At 35.9% G+C, this 14,928-nt stretch carries 14 protein-coding genes; 5 read left to right on the top strand and 9 right to left on the bottom strand.

Annotation, left to right across the window (positions count from 1 at the left end; translation table 11 throughout):
• Positions 1-52: 52 nt before the first annotated feature.
• From WCV66_RS08495 to WCV66_RS08475, 5 genes are all read right to left on the bottom strand, one after another.
• On the bottom strand, positions 53-2,122 hold the full coding sequence (locus tag WCV66_RS08495; RefSeq protein ID WP_338788627.1) for a bifunctional aldolase/short-chain dehydrogenase: 2,070 nt from the start codon (positions 2,120-2,122) through the stop codon (positions 53-55).
• Between the two features lie 116 nt (positions 2,123-2,238).
• Positions 2,239-2,958: a lactate utilization protein C gene (locus tag WCV66_RS08490; protein ID WP_338788625.1), complete on the bottom strand. Its 720-nt coding sequence runs from the start codon at positions 2,956-2,958 to the stop codon at positions 2,239-2,241.
• 2 nt (positions 2,959-2,960) lie between these two features.
• The gene (locus WCV66_RS08485; protein WP_338788624.1) at positions 2,961-4,385 is read right to left on the bottom strand and encodes a LutB/LldF family L-lactate oxidation iron-sulfur protein; all 1,425 of its coding nucleotides are present in this window, start codon (positions 4,383-4,385) and stop codon (positions 2,961-2,963) included.
• A gap of 2 nt (positions 4,386-4,387) precedes the next feature.
• Complete coding sequence (locus WCV66_RS08480; RefSeq protein WP_066340303.1) at positions 4,388-5,110, bottom strand: (Fe-S)-binding protein; 723 nt, start codon at positions 5,108-5,110, stop codon at positions 4,388-4,390.
• 262 nt (positions 5,111-5,372) lie between these two features.
• Positions 5,373-6,659: a uracil/xanthine transporter gene (locus WCV66_RS08475; RefSeq protein ID WP_338788623.1), complete on the bottom strand. Its 1,287-nt coding sequence runs from the start codon at positions 6,657-6,659 to the stop codon at positions 5,373-5,375.
• 537 nt (positions 6,660-7,196) lie between these two features.
• Here WCV66_RS08475 and WCV66_RS08470 point away from each other — a divergent pair.
• The 3 genes from WCV66_RS08470 (at position 7,197) to WCV66_RS08460 (ending at position 8,320) form a co-directional block, all read left to right on the top strand.
• On the top strand, positions 7,197-7,319 hold the full coding sequence (locus WCV66_RS08470) for an FbpB family small basic protein (protein ID WP_083964817.1): 123 nt from the start codon (positions 7,197-7,199) through the stop codon (positions 7,317-7,319).
• Between the two features lie 17 nt (positions 7,320-7,336).
• Positions 7,337-7,723 (top strand): sporulation protein, encoded by a 387-nt coding sequence (locus WCV66_RS08465; RefSeq protein ID WP_338788622.1) that lies wholly within the window; start codon positions 7,337-7,339, stop codon positions 7,721-7,723.
• Between the two features lie 321 nt (positions 7,724-8,044).
• On the top strand, positions 8,045-8,320 hold the full coding sequence (locus tag WCV66_RS08460; protein WP_338788620.1) for a YkvA family protein: 276 nt from the start codon (positions 8,045-8,047) through the stop codon (positions 8,318-8,320).
• A gap of 87 nt (positions 8,321-8,407) precedes the next feature.
• Here the strand turns inward: WCV66_RS08460 and WCV66_RS08455 are convergent, their stop codons facing one another.
• The 4 genes from WCV66_RS08455 to WCV66_RS08440 form a co-directional block, all read right to left on the bottom strand.
• On the bottom strand, positions 8,408-9,181 hold the full coding sequence (locus WCV66_RS08455) for an alpha/beta hydrolase (RefSeq protein WP_066340314.1): 774 nt from the start codon (positions 9,179-9,181) through the stop codon (positions 8,408-8,410).
• A 293-nt stretch (positions 9,182-9,474) separates the two neighbouring features.
• Positions 9,475-10,404: a manganese-dependent inorganic pyrophosphatase gene (locus WCV66_RS08450; protein WP_066340317.1), complete on the bottom strand. Its 930-nt coding sequence runs from the start codon at positions 10,402-10,404 to the stop codon at positions 9,475-9,477.
• Positions 10,405-10,554: 150 nt separating this feature from the next.
• The gene (locus WCV66_RS08445; RefSeq protein WP_413789636.1) at positions 10,555-11,643 is read right to left on the bottom strand and encodes an NAD(P)H-dependent flavin oxidoreductase; all 1,089 of its coding nucleotides are present in this window, start codon (positions 11,641-11,643) and stop codon (positions 10,555-10,557) included.
• A gap of 109 nt (positions 11,644-11,752) precedes the next feature.
• Entirely contained in the window at positions 11,753-13,054 is a 1,302-nt protein-coding gene (locus tag WCV66_RS08440; RefSeq protein WP_066340321.1) for a dicarboxylate/amino acid:cation symporter, read from the bottom strand.
• 366 nt (positions 13,055-13,420) lie between these two features.
• On the opposite strand from WCV66_RS08440, the gene WCV66_RS08435 reads away from it, so the two are divergent.
• Positions 13,421-14,122: a polyphosphate polymerase domain-containing protein gene (locus tag WCV66_RS08435; protein WP_338788619.1), complete on the top strand. Its 702-nt coding sequence runs from the start codon at positions 13,421-13,423 to the stop codon at positions 14,120-14,122.
• Positions 14,123-14,151: 29 nt separating this feature from the next.
• Entirely contained in the window at positions 14,152-14,835 is a 684-nt protein-coding gene (locus WCV66_RS08430) for a DUF4956 domain-containing protein (protein WP_066340326.1), read from the top strand.
• Positions 14,836-14,928 lie beyond the last annotated feature (93 nt).

Genomic DNA, 14,928 nt, shown 5'->3' with positions numbered 1-14,928 from the left:
ATAGATCAAGGTGTAATAGCATTTTAACCTATTACACCTTGATGTTAATTAATTATCTAGTAAACGCTGCTGGTACTCCGCCGTCAACTGTTAGCATACATCCTGTAGTTCGATCTGATTTTGAAGAAGCAAAGAATAAAATCGATTGTGCGATATCTTTTGGATAGATGTTCACTAATAAAGTCGTACGTTTACGATAATGCTCTTCTAATTGATCTGGGTGAATTCCGTATGCTGCTGCACGTTCTTCTCTCCAGTTTGATCCCCAAATTGCTGATCCTTGAAGGACTGCGTCTGGAAGTACAGAGTTTACGCGAATGCCGAATTCTCCGCCTTCTGCTGCGATACATCTTGCAAGGTGAGTTTCCATCGCTTTAACAGAGCTGTAAGCTGCTGCATTTTTACCAGCATATACAGAGTTTTTAGAGCCAATGAATACCATGTTTCCGCCAACGCCTTGTGATTTCATTTGTTTAAACGCTTCACGAGCAACTAAGAAATATCCTGTTCCAAGTACGTTCATGTTAAGGTTCCACTCTTTTAAAGACGTTTCATCAAATGGACTTGATGTTGCTAGACCTGCGTTGTTTACGATAACGTCAACACCGCCATAAGTTAATGCAGTCTGTTCAAATGCTGCTTGAACCGCTTCCTCGCTTGTTACATCCATTTTCACAGCAAATGCACGGCCCTCGCCATATTGCTCATTAATTTCAGCTGCTACCTTTTCAGCTCCTTCAAGGTTAAGATCAGCGATCACTACATGTGCACCTTCGGCAACAAATTGACGGCAAGTTTCGCTTCCGATTCCACCTGCACCACCAGTTACAAATGCTACTTGTCTTGAAAATTCAGCTTCAGCAGGAGCTAATGATAGTTTGTAAAGCTCAAGTGGCCAATATTCAACATTAAAAGATTCATTTTCGTTCAGAGAAACGAAGCTGCCTAGAGTAGTAGACCCTTTCATAACTGCAATTGCACGGTGGTATAATGCTCCGCTCACGTTTGCATTCGCAACATTCTTCCCAGTGTTAACCATCCCTATTCCTGGGATTAAAATAACTCGAGGAGCTGCTTCAGAAATTTGGTCACCTTCATTTTTATTTCTTTCAAAATATGCTTTGTACTCTTCTTTAAAGCTTTCAATTCCAGCTTTTACTTTTTCTACTAAGCTAGCAACATCTTCTGTTTGAGGATTCCACTCAATGTATAATGGTGTCATTTTTGTATGAACTAAATGGTCAGGGCATGCAGCTCCAACTTGTGATAGTTCTGGTGCATTGTTACTGTTTACAAATTGCAGGACATCATCAGCATCGTCATATGTTAATAGCATTTTCTTTTCATCACTAACAGCACCACGGATAACTGGCATTACTTGCGCTAAAACATTTTTGCGGTCTTCTTCTGAAAGTGCTTCGTATTTTTGTCCGCCAAATACGTTTTCCTCTACAACTCTAGCTTGAATATATTGTTCTGCTTCATTGATAATTGAAATTGTTTTTTCATAGCTTTCTTCTGCTGTTTCTCCCCAAACAACTAGACCATGTTTTTCCATTAGAACTAGCTCTGCATTTGGATTATTTTTCACACCTTCAGCGATCATTTTTGATAATGTAAATCCTGGGCGTACATATGGTACCCATACGAAGCGGTCTCCGTAAATTTCTTCTGCAATTTGTCGACCGTTATCTGCACAGCAAACACTGATGATTGCATCTGGATGTGTGTGGTCAACATGTTTGAATGGTAAAAATGCATGTAAAAGTGTTTCGATTGATGCACGCGGGTGCTTGCTATCGATCATGCAATGTGCAAGATAAGCAACCATTTCTTCATCAGGCATTTCGTCTTTTTCAATTAAAGGACGGATGTCTTCCATTTTTAAGCCTGTAAAGTTATGAGTTTTCATCGTTGCTAAATCTGATCCGCTTCCTTTTACCCACATAACTTCAACCTCACGGCCACGGAAATCCTTTTCAATTGTTTTCATTGACGTATTTCCGCCACCCCAGTTACAAACTGAGCGATCTGATCCGATTAGATTGGAACGGTATACTAATTCCTCTACCCCTTGAGGTAATACTGAAGCTTGCTCTTTATTCCATAAACTTTGTACCATTTTGTTTCCTCCTCTATATTGTTTGTTTCTGTTTTTTTATTTGATTATCTGTTTTTTATTATACAATATGTTTGTTTATTTTTGAATATGTTTTTTGTTTATTTTTGAAATTCTTTTTATTTATCGTTCACCAGGATATAAGTTGCTTTAATCGGACCATGCACCCCAACAATTAAGTTCAGTTCAATGTCCGCACTATTACTCGGCCCTGTAATGAAGTCAATACAAGATGAGATTTTTTCTCCAGCTTGTACTTGTTTACTAATAATTGATGTAGCTTGTGTCATTCTCGGGACTAACGTACTTTTTGGCACAATTGCAATATAGGTTTTCGGTAATAAACTTACAGACCTACCCTTATTTTCGTTACTGAACAACACAACCGTTCCTGATTCAGCTAGGGTAATATCACTGAAGGTGATCCCAACATCTGCTTTTTCAGCAGCTTGTATATTCTTTTCCTTTAATGCAGGATCCCAAATATGAACGCTGGTACCTTCGTTTGGTAACTGTGTGAGTAAGCCTTCATCTAATCCAAATTCTCTATGGCGCTCGTCTTTCCAAGTCACGACACTACCAACCTCGTACTGTTCAAATACATTACGTATTGTTTGTGTAAGCTTTTCTAGATTTGTCTCAATAAACTGTGTATGAATGACTTCACAGTGTTTTTTCAGTACATCCACTAATTCATCTTGTGATGCATCTTTTAGTACCTCGAATTGTGGGGTAGTTGTCCAAACAGGCTTAGAGACATTTGTTTTTCGCTCACGACCAAGCTTAGCAACAACCGTATTTAGGAATGATTCTCGATTGTAAACTTGTCCTTTTCCCATTCCTATTCCTCACCTTTCTCTCTCTTTTTATACCAATCTCTAAATCTTTCTTTATTAGGTGCAGGAAAATCTCGAACATCTGTCCATGGTTTCATTGGACCAGGACCTTTTTGAATGCTGTTTGATTGTGTAAAAGGTGCCATAACGGTAGAAGCTGATTTTGTCCCCGCCTTATATAGACTTGGTGAACTGGCTGCTAACTGATACCCCTTCATTGCAAGTTTTTCTGCAAAAGGAGATTTTTTCTCATCCTCTACAATTTTTCTACGATGTTTAATCAGCAATTCGTGAAGTGGTATTTTCACAGGACATGCATCTGTACATGCAGCACATAGAGATGATGCATAGGGAAGCTCTTTATAATCCTCATAACCACCTAATAGCGGTGTTAAGACAGCACCGATTGGGCCTGCATAAATTGAACCATATGAATGACCACCAATATGGCGATAAACAGGACATACATTGACACATGCTGCACAACGAATGCAATTAAGAGCACTTTGGAACTCAGTACCTAATATATTTGATCGTCCATTATCAACAATGACAAGATGGAATTCCTCTGGACCGTCAACATCACCTTCATCCTTAGGGCCAGTTAAACCGGTAATATAACTTGTTAATTTTTGTCCTACAGAGCTTCGACAAAGTAAACTAACAAGTATATCTAGCTCTTCCCACGTAGGAACAATTCGCTCCATTCCCATTACTGTAATTTGCGTCTTCGGTAAAGCGGTTACAAGACCTGCATTTCCTTCATTTGTCACAAGACTAATTGAACCTGATTCTGCGACAGCGAAATTACAGCCTGTTATTCCTAAATCTGCGCTTAGAAATTCTTGACGGAGCTGTTCCCTTGCAAAAAGTGCAAGTTCTTCAGGAATTTCTGATTTATCATAGCCTCGTTTTTCTTTAAACGTGTCACGAATTTGTTCTTTATTTTTATGCAGTGCAGGAACAACAATATGTGACGGTGGATCGTGATCATCTAGCTGGAGAATATATTCTCCTAAATCTGTTTCAATCACCTCACAGCCTGCTTTTTCTAAAGCTGCATTTAAATTAATTTCCTCTGTTACCATTGATTTTGACTTTACAACTTTCTTTGCTTGCTTTTCTTTAGCTACCTTTGAAATATACTCATTTGCTTCTTCCTTTGTTGAAGCAAAGAATACGTGACCACCACGCTTCGTCACATTTTCACTAAGTTGTTCTAGATAATAATCTATATTTTCAAGCGTGTGAGTTCTAATTTCTTCACCAAGCTTACGCCATTCTTCCCAATTACCTAGCTCTTCCACAGCTGCTAAGCGTTTGCCTTGCATCCGCTCCTGAGCAGAGACGACAGCATTACGCATAAATGTATTTTGAACCCCTTTATCAACTCGTTCAAAAAACTTATCTTCACCAATTTTCATTGCCATGGTTATTTCACCTCACTATTCAGTACTTCAGCAATATGCATAACCTTGATTGGTTTTCCTTTTCGGTTAATTCTTCCACCGATATTCATTAAACAACCACAATCAGCACCAATTAAAATATCTGCTCCAGTTTCCTCAACATGCTGTACTTTTTCATCTACCATCTGTTCAGATATTGGCACCATTTTCACAGAAAACGTTCCACCAAATCCACAACAATCTTGGCTATTCGGAAGTGGTTTAACCTCCAAGCCTTCAACATGATCTAGAAGCTTTCCAGGAGCATCCTTCACCCCGAGCAGCCGTGTCATGTGACAAGATTTATGATAGGTAGCACATGCTGGTAAACTCGCATTCACGTTTTCTACCTTTAATACTTCAACAATAAACTGTGTTAATTCAAATGATTTACTTGCTAATTTTTCTGCTTTTTCTTTCCAAGCAGGTTCATTTTCAAATAAATGACCATACTCACGTAGCATTGCTACACATGAACCAGATGGTCCAACCACATAATCTGAATCCTCAAACGTTCGAATCATATGTTTTGCAACTTCCTTTGTTTCCTTATGATAACCACTATTATAAGCAGGCTGACCACAGCATGTTTGTTGTTCAGGAAAATCTACTTCACAGCCAAGTTTCTCTAAAAGCTCTACTGTATGCTTCCCAACGTTCGAATAAAAAACATCTGCTAAGCAAGTAATAAAAAGAGAGACCTTCATCTATTAACCTCCATTCAAAATGAACCAATTTCTTCTAAGCTATCTTTTTAATGATTATACTACTTTTTCTTTTGTTTTGATACCCGTTTTTGTTTGTTTTTATTGGAAATATATTTGTTTACTTTGACTTTTGTTTATCCTTATACTTCTCTAAGAGGAAGATGGTAATTAGATAACGCTTTCAATTAACCATATTAGGGAAGTTCCCTAATGATTGTGGCTGACTTTTGTCAGCCCTTCGATTGATAGGTATTTATTCTTGTCACTCTATAACCTTCTCCCAATTTATCATTTTTTCTAAACAGACGGACAGTAGTACACCCATAATAAATCCGTTCCCGATTAATGGTTGGAGGTAAATCGGCAAGCTAGTAAATATCTTGCTGTCTAATGTCATAATACAAACTCCTACTAATACCGGTATAGCAAGCCTATATATTGTTTTAGATGTAAAGGTATAGCCATTTAAGCTTTTTATAGAAGTTCCGAATAATTGAATATAAGCAACAAACAAAACCGCATTCCCAACAGTAATTGGAAGTGTAGCCAGTAGAGAACCTAGAGCAGGAATAATTCCTAGAAGAACCATTAGTGCCCCCCCGATTAGAAAGGGTTTCTTTTTAAGCATTTTTGTACTCTCCAAAAAGCCAATTGATGAAGCATATGGTGAATAGGAAATAAGCCCGAATAGCGGAGCAAGGACTGCGTATAATCCTGTTAATAAATAAGAGCTTCTGTACCTCTGTTCAGTTGGTAGTTCATGATCTTGATAGAGTTTCGCTGTTGCTTCAACAGAGGTTGTTGTATTACTTAAGTTAACCAAGCAGCCCAAAAAGGTAATCGCGATAATACCTATTTCTAGGTTCGGCTGACCAAGTGGAAATAATGTAAGTGAAACACCCCTACTTATATTCTGTACTTCTGTAGAAAATAATAATGAATATCCTAACCAGCCTACTATCATTCCTATTAAAATAGAAAAATTCCCGATCCCTTTATTTCCTACTATATTTAGCATACTCACAAAGATGACGATTCCTATTGAAAATAGTGTAATAGGTAAATCGAGTTTTCCATCTTCATTTATTTTTAACATCCCCATAAAAAATATCATGATAAGTTGAAAGGTAAGTAAAAATAAATAAACACTCATAACCATATGTGTAATGAGCTTATGTAAAATCCAATATAAACGAAAGACAGAAATGATGATAGTAAAAATACCTGCTACAATCATCCCTGTTGCAATTCCTCCACCAATTGTTTGCAAGCTCATTCCAAGTGATGATGCGGAAAAACTCAAATTAAGAACTAGTGCCCAAATGACTCCTGAAGGTCCCTCCATAATTGGAAAACGATGCCCGATTAATCCTTGGAGCATACAAGCAACACCAGTAAAAATAAAAGAGCTTCGTTGGATTGTCGCCACTTCATATGAAGGTAATTCAAATGCAACACCAATTGAGATTGGGACTACAACAACATTTGCAAAAATAAAAAACAACCACTGCAATGACCCAAACGTAGTTGTTAAGGACGTTTTAAGCATTTTTCTTCTTTTCCTCCTGAATCTTTTATCTCTTATAATATGAAAATGTCATTTCCCTTTAGATAGGAAATATTATGTTACACTCTGAAAACAACTAGAAAAAGCTATATTCATTCCTATATAAATAATAATGTCTTCTTTTCTAATATTATCTTAAAAAAATCTTTTTCACAAAGCTATGAATAGATTATTAACTTTAACATTTGTTTAGGCTATCATACAGATCAGAAGATCAATTAACAAAATTGTCACATTTTTCCTGGATAATCCGCTAATTATCTGTTGACGCTTTATTAAAAATACCTTATGATTAACTCAAATAATTAAATCGTATCTCCTAAAGGGGAGTAGCTTTAACAACAAAGTCGTCATTACGGAGTTTTCCCACTCTCGGCTTTGTTGGCAACGTAATGTTGTTAGCAAGACCTTTACTTATCGGTAAAGGTCTTTATTTGTTTCTAAAACCTTTACCAATGATGGTAAAGGTTTTTTTATATCCCTTTTCCTACTCGGGGAACGACAAAAGGAGCTTTCAAAATGAAAAAAGTGTCATTCATGGAGTTAATGAAAAGAAACAAAGAAGAACTTCTCAAAGATAAAAATCAACTTGAAAAAATTGAAAAACGAATAGACCAAAAATATATTAAACAAAGTAAATAAAATGAGGAGGAATTTGAATGTTACTGAGAAAATATATGTCTCTATTAGGAGTAGGTTCAGCGATCATTGATCTTATTTTACCAAGGGAATCATATCGTAGAGGTGAACTAATTAACGGACATTTTTATATAAAGGGTGGAACAATTGAACAACAACTAAAAAGAATTGAATGTGATTTAGTCATGCTTGATCAATCAACTGAGCAGGAAAAGGTCATTGATACAGCAACCGTTTTGTCTTCTAAACTGATTAACTCTGAAGAAGACAATCAAGTTTCATTTACTTTTAAGTTACCTGAAACGATTCCAATTTCATCAGAAAGCATATCTTATCGCTTTAAAACGAGATTAACTTTTAATCAAGGTATCGAAAGTAAAGACCAGGATATCATTCAAGTAATCTAAGAAAATAGTAATTGAAAGGAAGATACACAATGTAAAAATCGACTTCTTATGAATGAATTTATCTTATCGGAGATTTCTGCAGAGACTAAAACTCAGCCAGTTTTTCCGGTATTAATAAGCATTTTATTTTAAGGAGAAACGATTTTAATTGTCATTTACGTTAATACGTAATCTATTTTTGGGTATTGTATTTGTAACTATTATTCAAACAAGTTTCATTGCATCTGTAACATTAGAAACGAAAAACCCTCCTAGATTTCATAATAGTATAGTGTCAACCATTCAAAGCTATTCGATCCGACCATAAAAGAGGTGATTCGTTTGTTTAAATATTTTAAGAGAATTAAATTTATCATTAAGTTTTGGAAGTTTATCCCCTTCTTAAAAGATTTTTTTCTATCAAAAGAGGTTGAGGTACACAAAAAAGCAATTGGCGTGTTATTAATACTAACATATGCGTTTTTTCCATTTGATTTAATACCAGACTTTTTATCACTTATCGGGGTTGTCGATGATATCGTGATTGCTACATTTGTTTTAGAAAGAATGATTAAGATGGCTCCGGAGTCTCTTAAGGATAAATATGAGATACGGTAATTAAAATAAATGACATTGAACAAGGTGGCTATCCTCCCTAAGGGGGAACCACCTTGTTTTAGTTTACTTAAGTCTTATGTATATAGTCTACAGAGGTAACCACTTCAACACATCTTGTATTTTATCATCCCAATACTGCCAATCATGAGCACCTGGTCCAAAATCTGTTGTTAAACAATAGCTCGTTTGTTCACATTTTTCTTTAAACGTTACATTGCTTTCAAATAAAAAATCCTCTGTCCCACAGCATTGATAGATCGCTGGTTTTTGCAATTCTGGAGATTTGTCTCCTTTTTCTAAAAGCCATAAAAGGTCATTCTCTGTATTTTTTATATCCTCATCACCATAAATGAGTTCGAACACATTGTCTAAATGTCCATCTTGTTTGATCCAATTCGCCATATCAACGGCACCAGAAAGACTTGCTGCTGCGGCAAAGTTTTCAGGATGGCGAAGCGCCCATTTTAATGCGCCATAACCTCCCATTGATAAACCAGCAACAAAATTGTCTTCTCTTTTTGCAGATAATGGGAAGAAAGAACGTGCGATATGTGGTAATTCCTCGGTTAGAAATGTCCAATAGCGATTACCATATTTCATATCCGTATAAAAGCTTTGATGAACCTGTGGCATTACAACTGCCAATCCAAGTGGGGCGACGTATCGTTCGATTGAGGTACGACGAGTCCAGATTGTATCATCATCACTAAAACCATGGAGAAGAAAGAGTGTTTTATGCTTATCACCAATTTGCTTATTTTGCATCCCGATTTGTGATGTAGTTTGTTGAGGTAAGATCACTGTCATCGATGTGCTTAATGATAAAACGTCAGAATAAAATTGACATTGAATTAACGCCATTCCCATTTCCCCTTTATGTTCGAAATTATTGAATCTATGATTCTATTTTAATATGTATTGTTTATTTTTGTAAGTGTTTTCATTTAATATACTTCGTTTTGATAGGACTTATTCTGCTATGAATATGTCACTTATGATCTTGTTGCGATTTTTACTGAAGGTGTCGCGTTTAATGGTAGTTCTTGTTGAAATAAAGCCCCGTTAATTAAATATAATTATTGAAACTTTCTTCACCTTATAATTAAATCAAAAAAGCCACATCCAATTTAAAGATGGACTGTGGCTTTTTAATCTTATTTCGTAAATGCTTCTGTTAACACAGGAACAATTTGTTTTTTACGGGAAACAACACCTTTAAGTGTAGCTTGGTTGTTGTCTAGTTTCACATTGAATGCTTGCTCTACTTTATTCGTTTCGTTACCAATTGCTAAGGCAACTGAATCATTTGTTAAGATATCAGTAACAACGAATAAGAATAAGTCTAATCCTTTGTCAGCAATAACGCTTGATAGTGCTGCTTCTATTTCCGCTTTATGAACAAGTACATCGTTTGTATCAACTGCGTTCACTTGAGCAATTTCTACTTTGCTTGAGCCCATTTGGAATTCTTTTGCATCAAGTGAGATTAATTGCGCAACAGATTTATCGCTTAAATCTGCACCAGCTTTAAGCATATCTAAGCCGTATGTATTCGCATCAACACCAGCAATTTCAGCTAATTCTTTTGCTGCATCTACATCTTCTTGTGTGCAAGTTGGAGATTTGAATAAAAGAGAGTCAGAAATGATCGCAGATAACATTAATCCAGCTGTTTCCTTCTCAATTTGAACACCTTTTTCTTTATACAATTTGTTAAGAATTGTAGCTGTACAACCAACAGGCTCAGCACGGTAGTAAACTGGATCACTTGTTTCAAAGTTAGCGATCCGGTGATGATCGATTACTTCAAGTACACGAACTTCCGTAATATCATCTGCACTTTGTTGACGCTCATTATGATCAACCAAAATAACTTCTTTTGCTTCACCAGCAACCTTTTCAACAAGACGAGGTGCATCTTTTTTGAAGAAATCAAGTGCATATTGTGTTTCACCGTTTACTTCACCTAAGCGAACAGGCTCAGCATTTTGTCCGGTTTTATTTTTCAACTCAGCATACGCAATGGCAGAACAGATTGTATCTGTATCCGGATTTTTATGACCAAAAACAAGTACTTTTTCCATAATTAGCTCCTTTACACAATCAAAATATACTCTATCATAACATAGATTCTACTATTAAATTAACCATCAATTATGAAAAATATCAAATATTATCGAAAATTTGATAGGAATACTTGGCTTAACGATCCTTTAAGCCAGTAAAAGAGTCTGTTATTGTTTATTTAAGGTCTTCAATACTTCTTCCATTTCGTATAGCACTTCACGTATGATCACTTCAGCTGGTTTATCTTCCTTTAATAACCTAGTTGCCTGCCCTGACCATAAAGACATAAAGTTTATCTCATTTTGTACAGCAGCAGCTTTTCGGATATCTGCTGTTAATGTGTTTTGACTAGGAAATGGTAAAGGAGGAATACCTGACTGTTCAAAATGAGTAATAAATTCATTTTTAATACCCCGAGCTGGACGTCCTGAAAAGCTTTTCGTAATGACTGTACTTTCTTCTGTACTTTGATATAAGGCCGCTTTATATAAGTGGTGAATACCAGACTCCTTGCACGTAAGGAATTGTGTTCCCATTTGTATCCCTTGTGCACCTAGAGCCATAGCCGCAAGCATTCCTCTTCCATCCATGATACCTCCTGCTGCAACTACTGGGACATTCACATTGTCGACAACTTGAGGGATTAATGAAAATGTTCCGATATTTGCACCATTTGGGTGTTCTTTAATATCAAATGTACTTCTATGACCACCTGCATCGCTCCCTTGAGCAACAATAATATCCGCTCCTGCCTGTTCAGCGATCTTTGCTTCCCGAACAGTTGTAACCATTGTGATTACCCTTACACCTCTACTTTTAGCTATTTGGACTTTTTCAGGAGAAAGGATGCCAAATGCTGTACTAATAACAGGTACATTTTCTTCCATTAATACTTGAAATTGTTCCTCAAAATCATCTATTGTTTTTACATTGTCCTCATCTACTCGCACTCCTAGCTTTTCTCGAAACGTATTTAGCACAGACTGCACCTCTGTCATTCCTGAAAAGTCATCCTTCATAGATGTACAAAATAAATTAACAGCAAAGGGACGATTTGTCTGTTCTTTTATCATTTTTATTGTTGTTCTTATGCCCACAGGCCTCATATATGCTGCTCCTAATGTACCTAAGGCACCTGTCTCAGATACTTTTGCAACTAACTCAGCCGTTGTTGCCCCACCCGCCATTCCAGCTTGGATAATTGGGTAATCGATTCCAAGGATTTTACATAGGCTTGATTGCTTATCATTTTGCAAATTTTCTCCCTCCTTATATTCATTAATCAAGAATTCTGCATCAGTAAGTTGTTACCTTCTTTTAATAGTATAAATATAGGCTGACTCAGGTAGAGTCAGCCTATTTAGTCTATCTATTTGCTACCACACCTACAGATGTTTCAATACTAGAAGAGCTTGTTTCAGGTTCTGCTTCTACCTCAACATAGCCTTCTGGATCAAATTCATCTTCCATTTTAGAAATAACCACTGTAGCTACACCATTGCCAATTAGGTTTGTGATTGCACGTGCTTCTGACATAAAACGATCAACACCTAGAATAAGTGCCATTCCTTCTACTGGTATCATTGGGAATGCTGCTAATGTAGCAGCCAACGTAATAAATCCAGAACCTGTAACACCTGCAGCCCCTTTAGATGTCAGCATTAATACACCTAATAATGTTGCCATCTGCCAGATTGATAGATCGACACCATATGCTTGAGCAATAAACATTGCTGCCATTGATAGATAGATAGAGGTTCCATCTAAGTTAAATGAGTAGCCTGTTGGTACAACAAGACCTACTACTGACTTTGAACAACCATATCTCTCAAGCTTTTGCATCAGTTTAGGTAGGGCAGATTCAGAGGAAGATGTACCTAACACAAGTAATATTTCTTCTTTAATATATTTAATAAAGCTAAAAACACTAAATTTATAGTATTTCGCAATGCCACCAAGAATAAGGACGATAAACAAAAACATTGTGATATACACTGAGCCCATTAATTTACCTAATGAAACGAGAGAGCCTATTCCGAAGTTACCTATTGTGTATGCCATTGCCCCAAATGCAGCAATTGGTGATATTTTCATAATCATGTTTACAATTGAGAAGAAAATCTCAGTTAATTTTTCAAATAAAGAGATGACAGGTGCAGCTTTCTCACCAACTGAAGCTGTTGCTAGTCCGAATAATACGGCAAAGAATAAGATTGGCAGCAATTCTCCACCTGCTAAAGCTGCAACCGCATTTTCAGGAACGATTCCCATCAAAAAGTCCATAAACCCATGACTTGATTCTTCAGCTTGTTTCGTAAATTCAGAAACATCTGCCCCTTCTGCCCCACTTGTATTAAATCCATTACCTGGTTGAAGAATCGAAACGATTAATATTCCAATCGCTAATGCAAAGGTAGTCACGACTTCAAAATAAAGTAATGCCTTACCTCCAATTCTACCAACCTTTTTTAAATCTCCCATACTACCAATTCCAATGACAATAGTGAAGAAGATAATTGGTGCAATAACCATCTTAATTAACTTAATAAAGATGTCAGCCAACACCTTTAGCTGTGCTCCAAACTCTGGAAAAATAAATCCGATCGTAATACCGAGAAGAATACCGATGACCACTTGGACAGTTAAATTTTTGAAATTTATTTTCATTAACCATTCACCCCTTTTGTTAACGCTTTCAAACTCTAACTTTATGTTAACTGATAATTTAGAAAGTTTATATTTATGGTGATAATGGTCTTTTTGTTCTTTTTGGTCTTTTTATAAGGTTATTTTCGAAAACTATGTTTCTATTTAGCAAGTAATTCGGTGTGGTTGATTTCCTCTCCAGTTGCTCGCTTTCCCTATATATATAATCACTCAATGATTTTTTCCGAAACCTTAATAAAGTTTTTACAAAAACTTTACTTGACATCTCGCTGACACATTCAGCATATAAACTAGCAATTGTTGAGGCAATCAATTAGCCAACGTACATCCTAACAAAAAGAAGGTTATAGAGAAGGAGGAGAGATAATGCCAATTCAGACCTCATTTAATCCGAAAGGTCGTAATGAGCTTAAGCACGCTATTTCAGTAGCGGAATATCGCGTGTTACGTAGTAAACTTCTGCACTTTATGAGAAGAGATTCAAACGCAGGAGCAAATGGCAAATATTTAATTCGTTCAACTTACTTTGATAATTTTGATAATAAAATTTTGAACGAAAAAAAAGAAGGTTATTTAAATCGCGATAAATACCGTGTTCGTATATATGGGAAGAACGATGCGGTGGTTAATCTTGAACGCAAAAGTAAGCGGAATAATTTAACATTCAAATCAAAATGTGAAATGACGCGTGAGGAATTTGAAAAAATGCGCATTGGTGACATTCATTGGATGGAAAAAGACCAGAGAGCCCTTATGCGTGATTTATTATTTGAAATTCAAAATCACCAAATCAAACCGAAAACAGTGGTTGATTATGAACGTGAAGCCTTTATGTACCCCTATGGTAATGTTCGTGTCACTTTCGATATAAAGGTGCAATCCAGCTTACAAAACACAGATATGTTCAATAAACATTTACCGATGGTAGATGTGTTAGAACCAAATTTAGTCATCTTAGAAGTTAAATATGATGAATACCTGCCAGATGTTATTAAATATTTACTTCAGCTAACAGACACAAGGCAAGAAGCGTATTCAAAATATCAGTTAAGTCGCATGTATGGATAATGGATAAAAACATAATAGGAGATTAAAAAATGAATACTACTAATTTTTCAGATATTTTCAAATCAAGCTTTTTAGAAACAACTTCTTCATTTTCATTAATTGATTCACTACTTGGACTAGGTGTAGCGTTTTTAGTCGGGCTGTGTATTTATGCAGTATATAAGAAAACATTTAACGGTGTAATTTACTCACATTCGTTCAATATTTCATTAATTATTATGACAATGGCAACAGCTCTAGTCATTATGGGAATTAGTCAAAACGTATTATTATCACTTGGTATGGTTGGAGCATTATCTATCGTTCGTTTCCGTACGCCAATAAAAGATCCAATGGATTTAGTTTACTTATTCTGGTCAGTCATTGCTGGTATTTTAAGTGGTGCAGGATTTATTTTATTAGCTATCATCGGTTCGGTCCTAATTGGTCTTGTTATTATTTTATTTGCAAACAAAATTAAAGTGGACAACCCGTATCTATTAGTTGTGAAATTTGATAAAAACTCTGTCGGAGAACAAATTGAACAGATTATGAGTGAAAAAACGAAAAAATTCTCATTAAAATCTAAATCAATTATTCAAGATTATGAGATTGAAGTGACATATGAAATTCGTGTAAAAGAAAACGATGCGGAAATTGCATCAGAAATATCTACTATTCAAGGCGTGCGTTCCGCAGTCATGCTAAGCTATGATGGCAACTTTACAGCCTAAGTAAATGATCCTAAGTAGATCTTTAGCATTTTAGATCTACTTTATTTCATAATAAAACGTATCGAGTAAACAAACAGCTTACGATACTTAAAT

The organism is Metabacillus rhizosphaerae (assembly GCF_037201795.1).
GTDB classification, from domain to species: Bacteria; Bacillota; Bacilli; order Bacillales; family Bacillaceae; genus Metabacillus; species Metabacillus rhizosphaerae.
The sequence above is the reverse complement of the archived record's forward strand: the minus strand, read 5'-3'. Positions and strand labels throughout refer to the sequence as shown.